Origin of the sequence: Pantoea sp. At-9b, from assembly GCF_000175935.2 — a bacterium.
In the GTDB taxonomy this organism is placed as follows: Bacteria; Pseudomonadota; Gammaproteobacteria; order Enterobacterales; family Enterobacteriaceae; genus Pantoea.
Genome location: NC_014837.1, coordinates 2,206,830 through 2,225,118 on the forward strand (window position 1 = coordinate 2,206,830; position 18,289 = coordinate 2,225,118).

Below are 18,289 nucleotides of genomic sequence, written 5' to 3' on the forward strand. Positions count from 1 at the left end.
CGGTCTGTCGCTTGAGTCGACAAGCGAATTGTTGTCATAATAGCCATGACTTTTAATCATAGCTGAGGCTGTTATGTCCCGCTCCGCTCTGCCGCTCAACGCGATTCACGCCTTTCTGGTCACGGCGCGCCACCTCAATCTGACGCGCGCTGCTGATGAGCTGTGCATCACCCAGGGGGCGGTGAGCCGCAAGATTGCGGCACTGGAGAGCTGGCTGGGGTTTGCGTTATTCGAACGCCATGCCCGTGGGCTGCATCTGACCTCACAAGGCGCGGCCTTGCTGCCGGAGTTGCAGCAGGGGTTTGCCATGCTGGTGAATGCCACGGAGAAAGCCAGCCGTAGCAATGTGTCGATTCGGCTGAAAGCCCCGACCTGCGCGATGCGCTGGCTGGTACCGCGCCTCGTGGCGCTGGAGCAGCAGCGGCCGGAAATCCATGTGGCGCTCACCACCACCCTCGATCATGCCTCGCAGCTGGACAATTTCGATGCGGCGATTGTCTATGGCAGCGCGCCTGCGGAGGCTATTCCTCTCTTTGATGAACGTCTGACGCCGGTGCTGGCCAGCAGCGTGCCGCCGCCAACTGACGTGGCTGCGCTGTCGCGTTTTACCTTTCTGCATCCCACCAATGACACGCGCGACTGGCAACTGTGGCTCAATGCGCAGCAGGTCAGCGTGCCCATGGCGCGTAACCAACACTTTGCCACCATGGATTTGGCGATCAGCGCAGCTATTCAGGGATTTGGTGTCACGGTGGCAGATATATCGTTGGTGCAGAACGATCTGGCGAATGGCCGCCTGACCGCCCCGTTTGACCACTGCGTCACTACCGGGGCGAGTTACAGCTTGCTACATCGTGCCGAGCGTGATGCGCCACCGTTCCTGCAGGAACTGGTGGCGTGGCTTTGTCAGCCTCAGAAAGAAACCCATTCGTCTGCGCTGGCCGATTTAGGCTGAGTCGCAGGCGCGGCATTTAACGTCGGACGACGTAACAACGGTGTTGCCGGTGGGGTTGCGGCAGGGGTGACCGCCGCAGCGGGCGCAAGGCGGAATTTCGCCACTGACGCTTGCAGTTCTTCCGTCTGACGCTCCAGCGCACTGGCCGCCGCCGACACTTCTTCCACCAGCGAGGCGTTCTGCTGCGTAACGCTGTCCATCTCCGTCACCGCCGTGCCCACTTGCGAAATGCCTTTGCTTTGCTCTTCTGACGCGGATGCGATGTGCTTCATGATTTCATTCACATCCTGCACCGATTTCAGAATGTCGTTCATGGTATGACCGGCGCTGTTGACCAGATCAGAACCTTTTTCGACACGCTGCACCGAATCCTCAATCAGGGTGGCAATTTCCTTCGCCGCGTTGGCGCTGCGCTGTGCGAGGTTACGCACCTCACTGGCCACTACCGCGAAGCCCCGGCCCTGTTCACCGGCTCGCGCCGCTTCGACCGCAGCGTTCAGCGCCAGGATATTGGTCTGGAACGCGATGCTATTGATGACGTTGGTGATTTCGGCAATTTTCTTCGAACTGCCGGAGATCCCGGCCATGGTGGTGACCACTTCGCCCACCAGACGACCGCCCTGCTGGGCGGTGCCCGTGGCGGTTTCCGCCAGAGAGCTGGCCTGACGCGCGTTGTCGGCGTTGAATTTCACCGTGGCGGTTAACTGCTCCATGCTGGCGGCGGTCTGCTCAAGCGCCGAAGCCTGTTCCTCGGTACGCGAAGAGAGATCGTTGTTACCTGCCGAGATTTCTGCCGCACCGCGATAGATATTTTCAGTACCGCTGCGTATCGCGCTGACCGCTTCACGCAGGCTGTCCTGCATCGCCCGCAGTAACGGCACCAATTTGCCAACACAGTTACGCCCAAATTCCTGCACCGGCTGGCTGAGATCGCCCTGCGCGATAATCGCAAAGTGATCGCGAATGCGATCCAGCGGCTTCACCAGCATGGCGACCAGGTAGCGGTCAGTAAACAGCAGAATCAGCAGACCCACTACCACCGCCGTCAGAATGATCACCTTAGTGACATTGGTCAGTTTGTCCACGGTGACACGCGTATCGTCCAGCTTGATCCCTGCCGCCTGGTTAAAACTCTCTGCACTGGCACCGAACGCACGGCTCAGGGCCGGCGTCACGTTATTGGCCTGGGCGCGGTAAGCCTCAAGCGTCCCTTGTTGTGCCAGCGAGACCTGGGGCGCAATGCCTTCATCCAGCAGTTTTTGCCAGTTGGTAATCACGTTGTTGGCGGTGTCAGCATCCATCGGTCCGGGTGCCATCGCTTTAAACTGTTCCAACTGCTGCTTCATGCTGTCCAGCGCCTGCTGTACGGAAGCAAAAGCATCAGCAGGCAGCGCAGTGCCCGCCGCACGCATCTCCATCACGCGAGAAAGACGTGTCACCACGCGAAAATATTGATCGTTACCTTTACTGAGTACCGTCATCTGATTCACCAGCAGACGATCAACCTCGTTCCCCTCACCCAGAGCATTGAGGGAATGGACGCTAAATAAGCCGACGGCGCACCACAACAGGCAAAACAGCCCGAGAATGGTCAGCATGACGGCGCGAATAGTAAAATTTTTTAAGATACCCATACGAAATCCCTTGATGTGAACCGCAATGGAGGCCCGATAAAATCGGGCATATTGCGTTTATCGGCAGTGGATTCAGAAAATGTACCGCTTTCGTAAGCTAATTAATTGCTGGTTCGTTCGCTTGAGGGAAAGGATTGTCTGAATGAAATCAGAGGGATGCAGGGAAATTTGTTTTAAAAAAACGTTTGCAAAATTTAACCATTAGCCAGTGAACTAAAGTTTCACCATGCTGCGCATCATCAGGCGGAACAAACGTAACCGTCCGCGCATAAAACGCGGCTGCAAGCGGAGCGGTTTTTCCGCGTCACCGCCAAACATCAGGGTGATATCGTTATCCGCACGCCACACTGGCCAGTCAATCTCCCCGTGCAGTTGATAGCTGAATTCCGTCGCATCACGGGCAAAGGTCACCCACAGGGTGCTTATCTGCGCCGCCATCGCGTAATCCGCGGCGCTATAACCCCGACCCGCAGGTAACGCTTGCGACTCTAACGTATTGAAGACGTAGGGGATTTCGTTGCCGTGCCAGGCACCGTGCGGATAGAGATCGCGCGCCTGTTCAGACACGTAATCAAACCAGTAGCGCCAGCCGGGCATGCCGATATTGTGTTGCGCTTTGACAATCAATAACGGCATCACTGAGAAGGCCATATCGCGCGCCACCGCGCGGCCCAGCACGGCATCGTCGTGAATGTCGTAGATCCATTTGATCAGTTGATAACTGAGGCGATTTTTGCGCCGCAACTGTTGCAGCACCTGCGTGGCATCGACGCCAAAAAAATCGAGCACGCTGGCCTCATCGCTGTTGCTGCCAATCATTAAGGGAACCCGATGCTGTTTGCCCGCCATAAAGGTTGCCAGCATCGGGTCTGGCAGGACGATATCGCCGCTGACAGGCACCGGACCGAGTGCCAGCGGACGTTGCAGCGGCCAGAACGCCTCCGCCGGTAACGCGCGTAGCTGGCTGGCGCTGGCATCCGCCGCCAGGCCAAAATGCGCAGCCACCTGTAACCCCACCTGCTGCGCTTCCGCGCGTGGGGTATCGGGCAGGCTGTAGGCACTCTGGACAATCCCTTTGTGAAATAAACCTTCCGCCAGCGGAGAGCAGCACAGCGACAGCACGCTACGCGCACCAGACGATTCGCCAAACAGCGTGATATTGCGCCGATCGCCGCCAAATGCCGGGATATTACGTTGTACCCATTGCAGCGCCGCGATCTGATCGAGTAGCGCAAAATTGTTCACCACGTTGCCCGCAGCATATTCCGCATCCAGCACCGGATGCGCAAAAAAGCCAAAATGGCCGAGCCGGTAGTTGATCGTTACCACCACCACGCCTTGCGCCGCCAGCGCTTTGCCGCGATAAGGGTCCAGACTGCCTGCGCCGATGCTGAATCCCCCTCCGTGCAGCCAAACCATGACCGGCAGCGGACGTGACGGTTCAATATCTGGCGTCCAGACATTGAGATAGAGACAATCTTCGCTGAAATGACCGGGATCACCGCCACCGGCAAGCAGACAATAGTCCCGATTTTGCCAGCTGGCTGGCCCCCATGCCGTAGCGTCACGTTCGCCCTGCCAGGGTTGCAGCGCCTGTGGTGGTCGCCAACGCAATGCGCCCACGGGTGGCGCCGCATAGGGTATGCCTTTGAAGACAAACAGCTCATCATCCATTGAGCCTCTGAGTTCTCCTTCCGCAGTCACGATCCTCAGACGTCGTTGGTTTTTCATTTCGGCTTCCCTGATCATCATCTCTCTATTATTTGCAGGACCGGGGCGAATGTCCATGTCGCTCAGGAATTTGCAGATAAAGCCGAAATATCACGCGAAAAGCTGAACATCTCGTTCAAATTTTTTGGCTGGTAAACGTTTGCCCGTCTACATTAAGGTTACACGTTAACCTGGCGAGACGGAGAAGCGCGATGTTTGGTGGAATTAACCAACTGTTTACCCGGATGTGTGATCACCCGGATTTCGCTAAGCTGCTGCTCCGCCTGACATTTGGCGGTTTGCTGTTGTTTCACGGCGAATTTAAAGTGGTCCACGGTGTGGCGTGGATTGAGCATCTGCTCACCGTCAGAGGCATGCCCGGTTTCATCGCTTACGGTGCTTACATCGGGGAAATTTTGGCACCCGTTATGATGATCGTTGGCTTAATGACGCGTCCTGCGGCGTTCATTATTGTGATCAACATGATTGTCGCCACGCTATTGGTAAAAATGGGTGTTGTCTGGCATCTGACGGATGTGGGTGCGTGGTCCCTGGAGACGGAAGCCCTTTACACGCTTGGTGCACTCGCCATTATGTTTTTGGGTGCCGGGAAATATACGCTGGTGCGTAATCCGCGCCTGCAATAATAAAAGCCAGCCGGTCTGCCAGCGGCAGACCGGCTTTTTACCTCAGGCCAAACCGCAACGTGCCAGACTGCGCTGTTGCATCTGCTGATACAACGCCATCTCATCCTGTACCACCGCGCCCAGCGCCGTTTCGAACGCCGTCCGGCTGGCATGACCGGCTCCGCGAACCTGGGCGGTATCGCCCAGATTGGACTGGAAAATGCCCGCCGCGCTCACCGGCAAAAAATCCTCGTAGGTGATCGGTTCTGCCACCAGGCGACCTTCGGCCATCAACTGCTCCATACTCTCTTCAGCATTAGGCGGTGACTGGATACCCTTGTCGGTGAGCCGATAGCTGAACCACGCCAGTTGCTCACGCCGCAGGCTGAGTTCATCGTCAGGAAAGGCGCGAAACACCTCCGCCAGATGTTGCTGATGCTGCTGGTTGTCCTTACCGGTGCCCGCCTCTGCCAGCAATTTATCGTACAGCGCGCGTCCTTTCGGCGTGAGCGCCACGCCGCGCTGTTCGATTTCGCCAAAGCGGGCGGTATGGGTGCCCTGAAAACCATCGCGGAAATGCACCGGCTCTTCCAGCGCTTTAAAACTGGTCTGGCGCAGCAGGATCGGCACCTGGCGTTGCGGTGGGCCTTCAATCAGGGTTTTGGGATCGATGCCGCGCGTGGGCATCAGCGCCTGCACCCGGTCAATATCCAGCGTGCGCGGTGTCAGGTGATTGATATGACAACCACGGAAGCAGACGACATCCGCAATCAGCCGATGCTGATGACTGAGCGCCAGGTAGGTGGCGCTGTCGACCGTGGTATTGGCGTGCCAGCGGAAAGTTTCCAGCGCTTCTTTAACAAACTGCGCGGCGTCCGCCGCGTTAAGACCGCCCTGCTGCTGATGTTGTGCAATCAACGCCCGGCAGCGTGGCGTAAAGATATCGCGCTCAGCCAGAATGGCCGCTGCTTTCGCCCGCAATGTCTCATCATTGATTAACTCCAGCCGCAACAGCGAGGTGAATACGCGGAACGGGTTACGTCGCAGTGCGCTGTCACTCACCGGTCGAAACGCGGTGGAATGAACGGGCACACCAGCCTGTGACAAGTCGTAGTACCCCACCGGATACATACCCATCACCGCAAACATCTGGCGCAACATACTTAACTCTGCTGCGGTGCCCACGCGAATCGCGCCGTGACGCTCGACACTCAGGCGGCCTAGTTCATCCGCCGCCGCCAGGCGGTTTTTCAGATCAGGATTGGCTTCCAGCACGCGTTCATTCACGGCGCTGACCAGTTGGGTCAGCACACCGTACTGTGGCACTTCCTGCTGATACATCGCCGACATGGCCTGGGAAAACAGCGTGCGGATAGCATCGCTGGTGAGGAAATTGTCCATCGTCATCACCTTGGGCTAAGGGGGTGATGCTAATGTAGATCAACCCTTTAGCGCCGGGTAACAATTTCCTCGAAGTGTGATCGCGCTGTCACTCGCCCGCCGCTCGCGGATCACCAAAGCGACATTTCAGCAACAGCATCACGGTGGTCAGCACCGCTGGCAGTGCCAGCATCAGGAAGATATGGCTGAATGACCAGCCGAGGGAAAGCAGCTCCGCGCCGATAAAGGCACTGAGGATCGCCCCGACCCGCCCCACGCCATGCATCCAACTGGAACCCGTCGCGCGGGCATGCGTAGGATAATAGCTGGCGGAGAGCGCATTCATTCCGGTGTTGGCACCGTTAAAACAAAAACCGCTACAAAAGGCGATGGCGCTCATCAGGTCAACCCGCGCCGGAGAGAAACCCATGCCGACAATGGCGATGCCGCCACAGAAGTAGATCACCGCCAGCGCCAGGTTTGCGTTAACACGGTCCATCAGCCAACCGGTAAACAGCGAGCCGAGGGTACCTCCCGCCTGATACATCGCAGTGATGATCGCGGCTGCGGTCACTGACATGCCAAGGGTACGGACCAGCGATGGCAACCAGCTACCGACCAGGTAGACCAGGAACAGCGCCATAAAGTAACCGCCCCATAGCATCAGGCTGCCAAACAAATAACGGCGTGAGAGGACGGTGGCAATCGCGCCAGCACGCACGGTGGTGGGTTCAACGCTGTGGAAATGGCTGTTGGCCTGCACCGCACCCGGCAACATGCGGTCGAGAATGGCGTGGATACGTGCCGCCGGTGCCTGGCGGCTGATGAGAAAACGTACCGATTCAGGCAGGCCGCGCAGCAGAAAAGGCAATACCACCAGCGGTAGCATTCCCCCCAACAACATCACCGAATGCCAGTCATAACGCGGCAGTAACCAGGAAGCGGCAAAACCACCGGAGGCCGCGCCAAAGGTAAAACCGCAGAACACCACAGTAATAATGAAAGAGCGGCGGCGTTCCGGCGCATATTCCGCCACCAGGGTGCCGACGTTCGGCATCGCTGCACCTAATCCCAGCCCGGTGAGGAAACGGAACAACATCATCTGTTCGATGTTTTGCGCCATCGCCGTGGCCAGCGTCCACAAGCCAAAGAACAGGACGCTAAGCAGGATCATCACGCGACGGCCATAGCGATCCGCCAGCGGCCCGGCGAACACCGCGCCCAGCGCCAGTCCAATCAAGGCCGCACTGATCACCATACCGAGTTGATGATTGCTGACACCCCAGGCCGCGCGCAGCGTTGGCGCGATAAACCCCATCAGCGCAATGTCCATGCCGTCCAGTGCTACCACAATGAAACAGAGCGCAATTAAGCGCTTTTGCCAGCTGCTCAGCGCGCTCTGATTAATCAGCTGGCGTACATCTACTGCTTCAACGCTGGTCACGGCCGAACTCCTGCTTTTAAACATCAGTTTTGGTAAAAAAAACGGCGCTTATGATAGCTCATTGTTAACAATAACGGGCAGGATTTTTGGATGTAACTGAGAATTATTCAGGATTTGCCCTCTTAACCCTCTGAAATTTCAGAAGCTGGCAACCACTCAACCAGATGAATATTCGGGATTTATTGTGATAACAGCAGCTTATGCGTTTGCCAAATAGCAAGCTAATATTGTTAATATAATTTTGCAGGTAAGTTAACAAAATTTCGTTTTGCCAGTTGCCTGCAACCCGGAGATCTCATTAAGTGTGAGGTTATGGACAAAAATATTCTTTTCAATCAGCGCATTCGCTTGCGCCATCTACATACCTTTGTTGCCGTTGCGCAGCAAGGCACCCTTGGGCGCGCCGCAGAAACGCTGAGCCTGAGCCAGCCTGCGCTATCGAAAACCCTTAACGAACTGGAGGAGCTGGCCGGAGCACGTTTGTTTGAGCGTGGTCGTCTCGGTGCGCAACTCACCACGCTGGGTGAACAATTCCTGACCCATGCGATAAAAGTGCTGGATGCCCTCAATCATGCCGGACAGAGTTTCAACTCGCCATTACCTGGACGCCCGATGGTGATCCGTCTTGGCGCGCTGACCACCGCCGCGATGGGGATGCTGCCACAAATTTTAGACCGTTTTCATCAGCAACAGCCGAATACCACCGTCCAGGTCGCGACGCTGCATAACAACGTGCTATTAGCGGGGTTGCGGGCGGGTGAATTCGACATTGGTATCGGACGGATGGCCGACAGCGAAATGATGGCGGGCCTGACTTACGAGTTGTTGTTTCTGGAATCATTAAAGTTGGTGGTGCGCCCGGAACACCCGCTACTAAGTGACAACGTCACGTTATCACGTGCAATGCAATGGCCGGTGGTCATCTCCCCGGAAGGCACGGCACCACGCCGCATCGCGCAACAGATGTTAGATGATCAGGATTGTACGCTACCCGCCAACTGCGTCGAAACCTCTTCAACCTCACTGGCTCGCCAGTTGGCGTTACGCTACGACTACGTGTGGTTTGTGCCTTCGGGTGCCATTAAAGAGGATTTGAGCCATAACGCGTTGTGCGCCCTGCCCATCTCATCAGCCGGTCCGGGCGAGCCGGTCGGTATTATCACCCGTACCGGCAATACCCTGAGCCTGAGCGCGGAGGTGTTAATGGCGACGATCCGCAAGTTCCACAGCTAACGGCTGTGCTTGGCATGCCGCTCGCGGTTATCCAGCCGTGCCTGCGCGGTTTTACGCAAGCCAACGTATAACGCCCCGGCACCGCCATGCTGGGGCTGCGCCACACAAAAGGTTTGCACCTCATCGAATTGTTGCAGCCAGCGTGCGACATAGCTGCGCACAATGTTGGCGTGCGACTCGTCATTACGCCCCTTACCATGAATGATCAGCAGATTGCGCAGCCCCAGTTTGCGGCCCTGCATCATAAAGCTGAACAGTGACTGACGGCAGCTTTCCACCGGCTGGCGCAGCAAATTGAGGCTGGCATCCAGCGGATATTTCCCCTGGCGTAATTTGTCCAGCACCCCCTGTTGGATACCGTCCGCTTTGTACTCCAGCGGCGTCGCCAACGGAATAATCTCCAGAAAGCCACGCGTCAAAAAGTTTTCTTCTGCATCATTGCGTTGCAGTGCGCGTGGCGCGGTCGTCGAGGGAGCACGCAGCCATTGGGTATTCGCGCAATCTTTCAACGGTGTCACATCACCCATGGCATCCCGGAAAAGGTCATCATCGTCGAGGTTCATGGTTTTCTCTCACAATACAATTTCAGCGTTGCAAGCTTAGCAAATGCTTTCTGGCATCACATCTGTCACGTTGCGCAGCAGAATTTCGGCGTGCCACGCGGCCTGAGTGTCAACAAAACGTTCCAGATCAATATTTCAGTTGTAGAAATTATCCGCAAATAGCGGCATGAGCGGTGATCAACTATTTTTGCGTCGGCCACACTTTTTTTGAGGATTATTACACCTCGGATGAGTGCCCTTTACATGAAAAAATGTTAAAATTGACGGCAGTCAATAATCATCGAGCGTACATATTATGATCCCGGAAAAACGCAGCATTCGACGTATTCAGTCTGGCGGTTGTGCCATCCATTGCCAGGATTGCAGTATCAGCCAGTTGTGTATTCCCTTCACGCTGAACGAACACGAACTGGATCAACTGGATAATATTATCGAACGCAAAAAGCCGATTCAGAAAGGCCAAACGCTGTTCAAAGCCGGTGATGAATTGAAATCGCTGTACGCCATTCGCTCTGGCACCATCAAAAGCTACACCATCACTGAACAGGGTGACGAGCAAATTACCGGTTTCCATCTGGCCGGTGATTTGGTGGGTTTTGACGCCATTGTCAGCGCCCATCATCCCAGCTTTGCCCAGGCCCTGGAAACGGCGATGGTGTGCGAGATCCCGTTTGAAACCCTGGATGACTTGTCCGGTAAAATGCCCGCGCTGCGCCAGCAGATGATGCGCCTGATGAGTGGCGAGATCAAAGGCGACCAGGACATGATCCTGTTGCTGTCGAAAAAGAATGCCGAGGAACGCCTCGCCGCCTTCATCTGGAACCTGTCTCGCCGTTTTGGTCAGCGCGGTTTCTCCCAGCGTGAGTTTCGCTTAACCATGACCCGTGGCGACATTGGTAACTATTTGGGACTAACCGTAGAAACCATCAGTCGTTTACTCGGACGTTTCCAGAAAAGTGGCATGCTGGCAGTAAAAGGCAAATATATCACTATCGAAAACCACGCAATGTTGGCAGAACTCGCTGGTCAGACTGAGCAAGCCGCCTGATACTCAGCCGGATCAATAATTGTTATTTTATTGATCCGGCAACAACTTTTTCCTTTCTGCACTGTCATAACTTAGGCTATCTTTAACCCAACTTGCTTTGGTTTTGAGGAGATTGCCTATGTCCCGGTACCAAAATATTCTGGTCGCGATTGACGCACAACAGGATGATCAGCCCGCGCTGCGGCGTGCGGTTTATCTCAATCAACGTATCGGCGGAAAAATCAAAGCTTTCCTGCCTATCTACGATTTCTCGTATGAAATGACCACCCTGCTGTCGCCGGATGAGCGCGCCAATATGCGTAAAGGCGTGATCAGCCAGCGTACCGAATGGATCCGTGAGCAGGCCCACGCGTATCTGGAGGCTGGCGTTGATATCGAGATCAAGGTGATCTGGCACAACCGCCCTTACGAAGCGATTATCCATGAGGTGATGACCCATCATCACGATTTGGTACTGAAGATGGCGCACCAGCACGACCGCCTGGAAGCGGTGATTTTCACCCCTACCGACTGGCATCTGCTGCGAAAGTGCCCTTGCCCGGTGTGGATGGTGAAAGACCAGCCGTGGCCGGAAGGTGGCAAAGCGCTGGTGGCGGTCAATCTCGCCAGTGAAGAACCGCATCATGATGCCCTCAATCAAAAGCTGATCCGCGAAACCACGCAGCTGGCTGACATGGTTAACCATACCGAAGTGCATCTGGTGGGGGCTTATCCGATTACCCCAATCAATATTGCTATCGAACTGCCGGATTTTGACCCCAGCGTGTATAACGACGCGATTCGCGGTCAGCATCTGGTGGCGATGAAAGCGCTGCGACAGAAATTCTCGATCAGCGAAGAGTTTACCCACGTAGCGAAAGGTTTACCGGAAGAGGTGATCCCGGACATCGCCAGCCATCTCAGTGCCGGTATCGTGGTGCTTGGCACCATCGGACGCACCGGATTGTCAGCGGCGTTTCTGGGTAATACGGCGGAACAGGTGATTGATCATCTGCGCTGCGATCTGCTGGCCATCAAACCGGATGACTTTAAATCGCCGATCGAACTCGATGATGATGACGAAGAGGATGACGACGACTAAGGTGCGCAATAAATCGCGCCGTTACGGATAATGAAGGGCGACAAGATGTCGCCCTTTTTGTTTTATAACGCGCGCAGAATGCCTTCTACGCTGGCCTTCGCATCACCAAACAACATCTGAGTGTTGTCTTTGAAGAACAGCGGGTTCTGCACCCCGGCGTAGCCGGTATTCATTGAACGCTTAAACACGATAACGTTCTGTGCTTTCCACACTTCCAGCACCGGCATGCCCGCAATCGGGCTGCGCGGATCTTCCTGCGCGGCCGGGTTGACGGTGTCGTTCGCGCCAATCACCAGCACGGTGTCGGTATCGCTGAAATCATCATTGATTTCATCCATCTCCAGCACCACGTCGTAAGGCACTTTCGCTTCCGCCAGCAGCACGTTCATATGACCAGGCAGACGCCCCGCCACCGGGTGGATACCGAAACGAACCTTGATGCCGCGCGCCCGCAGTTTCTCGGTGATTTCCGCCACCGGATACTGCGCCTGTGCCACCGCCATGCCGTAGCCCGGGGTGATGATCACCGAAGATGACGCTTTCAGCAGCTCAGCGGTTTCTTCTGCGTTGATTTCACGGTGTTCACCGGCTTCTTCGCTTTCACCACCGACGCTGGTGTCAGTACCAAAACCACCGGCAATCACGCTGATAAATGAGCGGTTCATCGCCTTACACATAATGTACGACAGGATGGCACCGCTCGACCCCACCAGCGCACCAGTGACGATCAGCAAATCGTTGCTCAGCATAAAACCGGCGGCAGCGGCTGCCCAACCCGAGTAGGAGTTGAGCATTGACACGACCACTGGCATATCGGCACCACCAATAGACGCCACCAGATGCCAGCCAAACGCCAGGGCAATCACGGTCATCAGCAACAGCGCAAACACCTGTGCGCCGGTGCTTTCGGTGCGAACAAACCACACCAACAGCAGGAACGACACCACCAGCGCCAGCAGGTTCAGCTTGTGACGGTGAGGCAGCATCAGCGGACGCGATGAGATCTTACCGCGCAGCTTACCAAAGGCGACGATTGAACCGGTGAAGGTCACCGCACCGATAAAGATGCCGAGGAACACTTCGGTCAGATGGATGTTTTCCATCACCGCCGCCAGACCCGGCGCGTGGTCGAGGTAGCTGTTGAAGCCCACCAGTACCGCCGCCAGACCAACGAAGCTGTGCAGAATCGCCACCAGCTCCGGCATCTCGGTCATCTCAACTTTCTTCGCCAGACGCATGCCAATCGCACCACCGATTACCATCGCCAGCAGGATCCACGCAACGTTGCCGCTGTTGGGGCCGAAGATAGTGGCGAGCAGCGCGATAGCCATCCCGCTCATACCAAAAATGTTACCCTGCTTTGATGTCTCGTGTTTCGAGAGACCGGCAAGGCTGAAAATAAACAGAATCGCGGCAACAATGTATGCTGCAGTGACTAATCCGCCAGACATGTTGTTACCCCTTAATTCTTACGAAACATTTTCAGCATGCGCTGGGTGACGGTAAAGCCACCAAAGATGTTGATACTGGCGATCAGCACCGCAACAAACGCCAGCAGCGTGACCCAACCACCGTGCCCCATCTGCAATACCGCACCGACCACGATAATGCCGGAAATCGCATTGGTGACTGACATCAACGGCGTGTGCAGCGCGTGGCTGACGTTCCACACCACGTAGTAACCCACCACGCAGGCCAGCGCGAACACGGTAAAGTGCGACAGGAACTCCGGCGGTGCCACATTGGCGAGGCAGCCGAACAGCACCACCGCCAACGCCAGCAGTACCAGCTTGCGCCACGGCGAGGCCGGTTCTGCGGCAACTTTCTCTTTGGGTGCGACCGCAGCGGGAGCCGCTTTCGGCGCAGCGGAAACCTGAATCGGCGGAGCCGGCCAGGTCACTTCGCCGTCACGGATCACCGTCACGCCACGAATGACGACGTCTTCGAAATCAACGGCGATTTGCCCGTCTTTTTCTTTGCACAGCAGCTTCAGCAGGTTCACCAGGTTGGTGCCGTACAACTGGGAAGACTGGGTCGGCAGACGGCTCGGCAGATCGGTATAGCCGATGATCTTCACGCCGTTGTCGGTCAGCGTGACCTGATCGGCCACCGTCAATTCACAGTTACCACCGGTTTGTGCCGCCAGATCGACAATCACGCTACCCGGTTTCATACTGGCCACCATCTCTTTGGTGATCAGTTTCGGTGCCGGGCGGCCCGGGATCAGCGCCGTGGTGACGATGATGTCCACCTCTTTGGCCTGATTGGCAAACAGCTCCATCTCCGCCTTAATAAAGGCTTCTGACATCACTTTGGCGTAACCGTCGCCGCTGCCTGCTTCTTCCTCGAAGTCCAGCTCGAGGAACTCGGCGCCCATACTCTGCACCTGCTCCTTCACTTCCGGACGGGTATCGAAGGCACGCACGATAGCGCCAAGGCTACCTGCCGCACCGATCGCCGCCAGACCGGCCACACCCGCACCGATCACCATCACTTTGGCCGGTGGCACTTTACCTGCGGCAGTGATTTGACCGGTAAAGAAGCGGCCAAATTCATGGGCGGCTTCAACGATGGCACGATAGCCCGCAATATTCGCCATGGAGCTGAGCGCATCCAGCGCCTGAGCACGGGAAATACGCGGTACGGAATCCATCGCCATCACCGTGACGTTGCGTGCCGCGAGTTTCTCCAGCAACGCCGGGTTCTGCGCTGGCCAGATAAAGCTCACCAGCGTACTCCCCGCGCGTGTCAGGGCAATTTCATCATCATCAGGTGCATTAACTTTCAACACGATATCTGACTGCCACACCTCGTCGGTGTGGCTGATGGTCGCGCCTGCGGCAACAAAACTTTCATCATCAAAGCTGGCACGGATACCTGCGCCCTGCTCGATGGTTACGCTGAATCCCAGCTTGATCAGTTGCTCAACGGTTTTCGGCGTGGCGGCCACGCGCGATTCGTTAGCTAACCGCTCTTTGGGTATCCCAATTAACATACTGTTTCCTTTCATCGGTTAAAGGATGAGGGTCTGTAAGCGGCACAAGCTCAGGCAACTGAAACGATGTTTCAGCTACTTATGAGCGAAATGCGCAATGTAACAAAGTCTTTATAACCTACTGAAAATATGAATAGCGATCCACAGCGATAATGCATACTTATGACATTCACACAAATATTCAGACGCAAAGATTGATTGCCACGTTTTGCCACTAGATTTCGGCCATAATAAAAAATTATATGCTAAGAAAAATCGTGTCATGTCGAATTTAGTATTATTAAAAACCTTTATTTAACAATACTTTAACTATTACAGCGTTAAGTGTTACCAGATTTAGTGATAACACGCGCAAAAAAACGCCATAGCAGAGAGTGATGACAGCCAGATGAATAATTCGGGTTGATTGTCAATCCAGGTCGCATAAATTGGCTGAGACAGGCTGATTATTACATGCAATAATCAGCGGCTAATCTGTTATACATCAAGAGTCCAGCACGTTTTCGTACTCATTTTTGCGTAAGGCGAAGGATCATTTTTATGAAGCTGAAGAACACCATTCTGGCGTCCACCTTGTTATCTCTGCTGGCAGCCAATGCGTTTGCTGCGCAGGAACTGACGCCGGAAAAAGCGGCCGCGTTGAAGCCATTCCAACGTATTAATATCACCGGCCGTTTCAACGCCATTGGCGATGCTGCTGACGCCGTTTCTAAGCGTGCTGATGAATTGGGCGCAGCCTCCTACTACATCCAGGGCATCAACGATGCCACCGGTAACAGCGGTAACTGGCGTGTGACGGCTGACCTGTACCATGCTGATGCCCCGGAAGCCTCGAAAGAGACCGAATACCTGACCTATAACGGTGTTAAAGCCCTGCCGAAAGCAGAAGCCTATCACCTGGAGCCGTTCGACACGGTTTCCGTCAGTGGTTTCTTCCCCAGCCAGCCGGACGTGAACGACGCCATCTCTAAAGCGGCGAAAGAGAAAGGCGCAGCATCCTTCTTTATTATCCGTCAGATTGATGCCAACAACGGCGGCAACCAGTACGTCACCGCCTATGTCTACAAGGCCGATGCCCCGGAACGCAAAGTACAAAGCCCGAACCTGATCCCGGCTGACTCTGAAGCGGGTAAAGCGGCATTGGCCGCCGGTGGTGCTGAAGCGAAGAAAGTGGAAATCCCTGGCGTTGCGTCCTCTGAAACCCCAAGCAGCAACGTAGGCCGTTTCTTCGAAACCCAGTCGTCTACCGGTCAGCGTTACACTGTCACCCTGGCAAACGGTACCAAAATCCAGGAAGTGAACGCCATTACGGCGGCGCAGATGCAGCCGTTTGATACCGTGACCTTTACCGGCCACTTCGGTTCACCGACAGAAATCTCTGAAGAAGTGGCAAAACGCGCCGCGGATAAAGGGGCGAAGTACTATCACGTGACCCGCCAGTGGCAGAACCAGAGTGGCGGTAACCTCACCGTCACCGCTGACCTGTTCAAGTAATCTCCCGCCAGGGCGACCCTCCGTCGCCCTGCTGTTTGCATAAATGCTGAGCATCTGTGCATCATCATGCATTGCCTTCCCGTAGCGCACTCCGTAGAATCTGCCGCCTGATTTTCAGGGCATTCCATGTTCATTGCGGCAATTCGTCGCATTAATATCCAGCGGAATGCTTTTTACCCAGCAGACTCTGCTACTCAGGAATGGCGTTTTGGATAAAAAATTAGGTCTTGGTGCGCTTACCGCGCTGGTGCTCAGTTCAATGCTGGGTGCGGGCGTGTTTAGTCTGCCACAAAATATGGCGGCGGTTGCCGGTCCGGCAGCGTTGCTGATTGGCTGGTTAATCACCGGCGTCGGTATTGTGTTGCTCTCGCTGGCGATGCTGTTTCTGACACGTCTCAAGCCGGAGCTGGATGGCGGCATTTTCAGCTATGCGCGCGCCGGATTTGGCGAGCTGATGGGCTTCTGCTCCGCTTGGGGCTACTGGCTATGCGCGGTGATCGCCAACGTTTCCTATCTGGTGATTGTCTTTTCGGCCCTGAGCTTTTTCACCGATACCCCCGATCACGCGGTCTTTGGCGATGGCAATACCTGGCAGGCGATGCTGGGTGCTTCGGTGTTGTTGTGGCTGGTCCATGCGCTGGTGCTGCGTGGGGTACAGACCGCAGCCAGCATTAACTTACTGGCGACGCTGGGCAAACTGGTGCCGTTACTGCTGTTTGTGGTACTGGCGGTACTGGCCTTTAACCTCGATCGCTTTCGTCTCGATTTTAGCGGCGTGGCCCTCGGCAAACCGCTGTGGGAACAGGTTAAGCAGACCATGTTGATCACCCTGTGGGTGTTTATCGGTGTGGAAGGCGCGGTGGTGGTGTCGGCACGCGCCCGGCATAAGAAGGATGTTGGACGCGCCACGCTGCTGGCGGTGCTGGCTGCGCTGCTGGTCTATCTGCTGGTGACGCTGCTGTCGCTGGGTGTGGTGCCGCGTGCTGAACTGGCGCAGATGCGCAATCCCTCGATGGCGGGCCTGATGCAGCATCTGATCGGCCACTGGGGTGACGCGGTGATTGCCATTGGGTTAATTATCTCGGTGTGCGGTGCGTATCTGAGCTGGACCATTATGGCTGCCGAAGTGCCGTTTCTCGCAGCGCAACAGGGTGCCTTCCCGCGCAGTATCGCCGGTCAGAACCGTCACAGCGCCCCTTCAGCGTCACTGTGGCTGACCAACGGTAGCGTGCAGGTCTGTCTGATTCTGATTGCCGTCACCGGCGCGGATTACAATACCCTGCTGACCATCGCGTCGGAGATGATCCTCGTGCCCTATCTGCTGGTGGGTTTGTATCTGATCAAGGTGGTGCGCGGTCAGCAAAAACCGCTGTTGATGCTGACCGGCATCGGTGCCAGCCTGTATGGCCTCTGGCTACTGTACGCGTCCGGCCCGCTACATCTGCTGCTGTCGGTGGTGCTTTACGCGCCCGGCGTGTTGTTGTTTCTGTACGCGCGTCGTGGTGGCCGTGCCAGCAAAACGCTGTCACAACTGGAACGTATCGCGATCGCGATGTTAATGGCCGCGTCTCTGCCTGCCGTGTGGCAATTAACGAATTAGTGCGGCTTGCCGGGGATGATGACACACAGTAAATCCCCCTGCTGTGTCAGGTTGAGCGGCTTACGGTATTCATGATGGATAGCGTCAAGCTGCTCCGCCGACAGCGGATAAGGTAACTGGATATCAAAACGGCTGATCTGCTGCTGTTCAGCAAGGGTAATCAGGCGAGCAATGTTAATCTCGTCACTGACCTGAGTTGAAATGATTTGTAATGCTAATTCTTTCAGATGGTCATCGCTGGCCTGTAAACTGTGCGCAGATTTACGGGTGACCATGCCAAAAATTGGCAGCACACCATAAATGGCATCCACGAAGCTCCAGCGCTTTTTACACGAGGCGGAAAGGAAATCACTGTAATTGAAGCAGATGCGGTCACTGTATCCGGCTGAAGCCAGCTCTTTATCAGACACCCTCGCACTCCTCCTGTTTTTCATTACGGTTCCAAACCTTGCGCACAACGCGTTGGTAATAATGGCACATTTCACCGTGTGGATACCAGAGAGCAAAGGATATTTCGTGCTGTGGC

General features: G+C 55.6%; 15 protein-coding genes. 7 read left to right on the top strand and 8 right to left on the bottom strand.

From position 1 onward, the window contains the following. The first annotated feature begins 73 nt into the window (after positions 1 to 73). Positions 74 to 955: a LysR substrate-binding domain-containing protein gene (locus PAT9B_RS10135; RefSeq protein WP_013509171.1), complete on the top strand. Its 882-nt coding sequence runs from the start codon at positions 74 to 76 to the stop codon at positions 953 to 955. On the opposite strand, the gene PAT9B_RS10140 is transcribed toward PAT9B_RS10135, so the two are convergent. Next, the gene (locus PAT9B_RS10140; RefSeq protein ID WP_013509172.1) at positions 913 to 2,589 is read right to left on the bottom strand and encodes a methyl-accepting chemotaxis protein; all 1,677 of its coding nucleotides are present in this window, start codon (positions 2,587 to 2,589) and stop codon (positions 913 to 915) included. The genes PAT9B_RS10135 and PAT9B_RS10140 overlap by 43 nt on opposite strands. A gap of 213 nt (positions 2,590 to 2,802) precedes the next feature. Beyond that, positions 2,803 to 4,320, bottom strand: a complete 1,518-nt coding sequence (locus PAT9B_RS10145; protein ID WP_041525789.1) for a carboxylesterase/lipase family protein — start codon at positions 4,318 to 4,320, stop codon at positions 2,803 to 2,805. 191 nt (positions 4,321 to 4,511) lie between these two features. Here PAT9B_RS10145 and PAT9B_RS10150 point away from each other — a divergent pair, with 191 nt between their 5' ends. Further along, positions 4,512 to 4,946 carry a DoxX family protein gene (locus PAT9B_RS10150; RefSeq protein WP_013509174.1) on the top strand — a complete coding sequence of 145 codons (435 nt, stop codon included), beginning with the start codon at positions 4,512 to 4,514 and terminating at the stop codon, positions 4,944 to 4,946. A 42-nt stretch (positions 4,947 to 4,988) separates the two neighbouring features. Here the strand turns inward: PAT9B_RS10150 and PAT9B_RS10155 are convergent, their stop codons facing one another. Both PAT9B_RS10155 and PAT9B_RS10160 read right to left on the bottom strand, forming a co-directional pair. After that, on the bottom strand, positions 4,989 to 6,326 hold the full coding sequence (locus tag PAT9B_RS10155; RefSeq protein WP_013509175.1) for a VOC family protein: 1,338 nt from the start codon (positions 6,324 to 6,326) through the stop codon (positions 4,989 to 4,991). 88 nt (positions 6,327 to 6,414) lie between these two features. Next, positions 6,415 to 7,749 (bottom strand): aromatic acid/H+ symport family MFS transporter, encoded by a 1,335-nt coding sequence (locus PAT9B_RS10160; RefSeq protein WP_013509176.1) that lies wholly within the window; start codon positions 7,747 to 7,749, stop codon positions 6,415 to 6,417. A 312-nt stretch (positions 7,750 to 8,061) separates the two neighbouring features. Between PAT9B_RS10160 and PAT9B_RS10165 the strand changes: the two genes are divergently transcribed. Next, positions 8,062 to 8,982 carry a LysR substrate-binding domain-containing protein gene (locus PAT9B_RS10165; RefSeq protein ID WP_013509177.1) on the top strand — a complete coding sequence of 307 codons (921 nt, stop codon included), beginning with the start codon at positions 8,062 to 8,064 and terminating at the stop codon, positions 8,980 to 8,982. Here PAT9B_RS10165 and smrA read toward each other — a convergent pair. Then, positions 8,979 to 9,545 (bottom strand): DNA endonuclease SmrA, encoded by a 567-nt coding sequence (gene smrA / locus PAT9B_RS10170; protein WP_013509178.1) that lies wholly within the window; start codon positions 9,543 to 9,545, stop codon positions 8,979 to 8,981. The genes PAT9B_RS10165 and smrA overlap by 4 nt on opposite strands. 295 nt (positions 9,546 to 9,840) lie before the next feature. On the opposite strand from smrA, the gene PAT9B_RS10175 reads away from it, so the two are divergent. Together PAT9B_RS10175 and uspE are read left to right on the top strand one after the other, a co-directional pair. After that, positions 9,841 to 10,593, top strand: a complete 753-nt coding sequence (locus PAT9B_RS10175; protein WP_013509179.1) for an FNR family transcription factor — start codon at positions 9,841 to 9,843, stop codon at positions 10,591 to 10,593. 118 nt (positions 10,594 to 10,711) lie between these two features. Next, positions 10,712 to 11,674 carry a universal stress protein UspE gene (gene uspE / locus PAT9B_RS10180; protein WP_013509180.1) on the top strand — a complete coding sequence of 321 codons (963 nt, stop codon included), beginning with the start codon at positions 10,712 to 10,714 and terminating at the stop codon, positions 11,672 to 11,674. Between the two features lie 62 nt (positions 11,675 to 11,736). Here the strand turns inward: uspE and pntB are convergent, their stop codons facing one another. Both pntB and pntA read right to left on the bottom strand, forming a co-directional pair. Further along, the gene (pntB, locus tag PAT9B_RS10185; RefSeq protein WP_013509181.1) at positions 11,737 to 13,125 is read right to left on the bottom strand and encodes a Re/Si-specific NAD(P)(+) transhydrogenase subunit beta; all 1,389 of its coding nucleotides are present in this window, start codon (positions 13,123 to 13,125) and stop codon (positions 11,737 to 11,739) included. Between the two features lie 11 nt (positions 13,126 to 13,136). Next, the gene (pntA, locus tag PAT9B_RS10190) at positions 13,137 to 14,669 is read right to left on the bottom strand and encodes a Re/Si-specific NAD(P)(+) transhydrogenase subunit alpha (RefSeq protein WP_013509182.1); all 1,533 of its coding nucleotides are present in this window, start codon (positions 14,667 to 14,669) and stop codon (positions 13,137 to 13,139) included. Positions 14,670 to 15,209: 540 nt separating this feature from the next. On the opposite strand from pntA, the gene ydgH reads away from it, so the two are divergent. Then, positions 15,210 to 16,163, top strand: coding sequence for a DUF1471 family protein YdgH (ydgH, locus tag PAT9B_RS10195; protein ID WP_013509183.1), 954 nt, complete (start codon positions 15,210 to 15,212; stop codon positions 16,161 to 16,163). Between the two features lie 208 nt (positions 16,164 to 16,371). Beyond that, positions 16,372 to 17,763 (top strand): basic amino acid/polyamine antiporter, encoded by a 1,392-nt coding sequence (locus PAT9B_RS10200; protein ID WP_041525790.1) that lies wholly within the window; start codon positions 16,372 to 16,374, stop codon positions 17,761 to 17,763. Here PAT9B_RS10200 and PAT9B_RS10205 read toward each other — a convergent pair. Further along, entirely contained in the window at positions 17,760 to 18,173 is a 414-nt protein-coding gene (locus PAT9B_RS10205) for a hypothetical protein (protein WP_013509185.1), read from the bottom strand. The genes PAT9B_RS10200 and PAT9B_RS10205 overlap by 4 nt on opposite strands. Between the last annotated feature and the right edge of the window lie 116 nt (positions 18,174 to 18,289).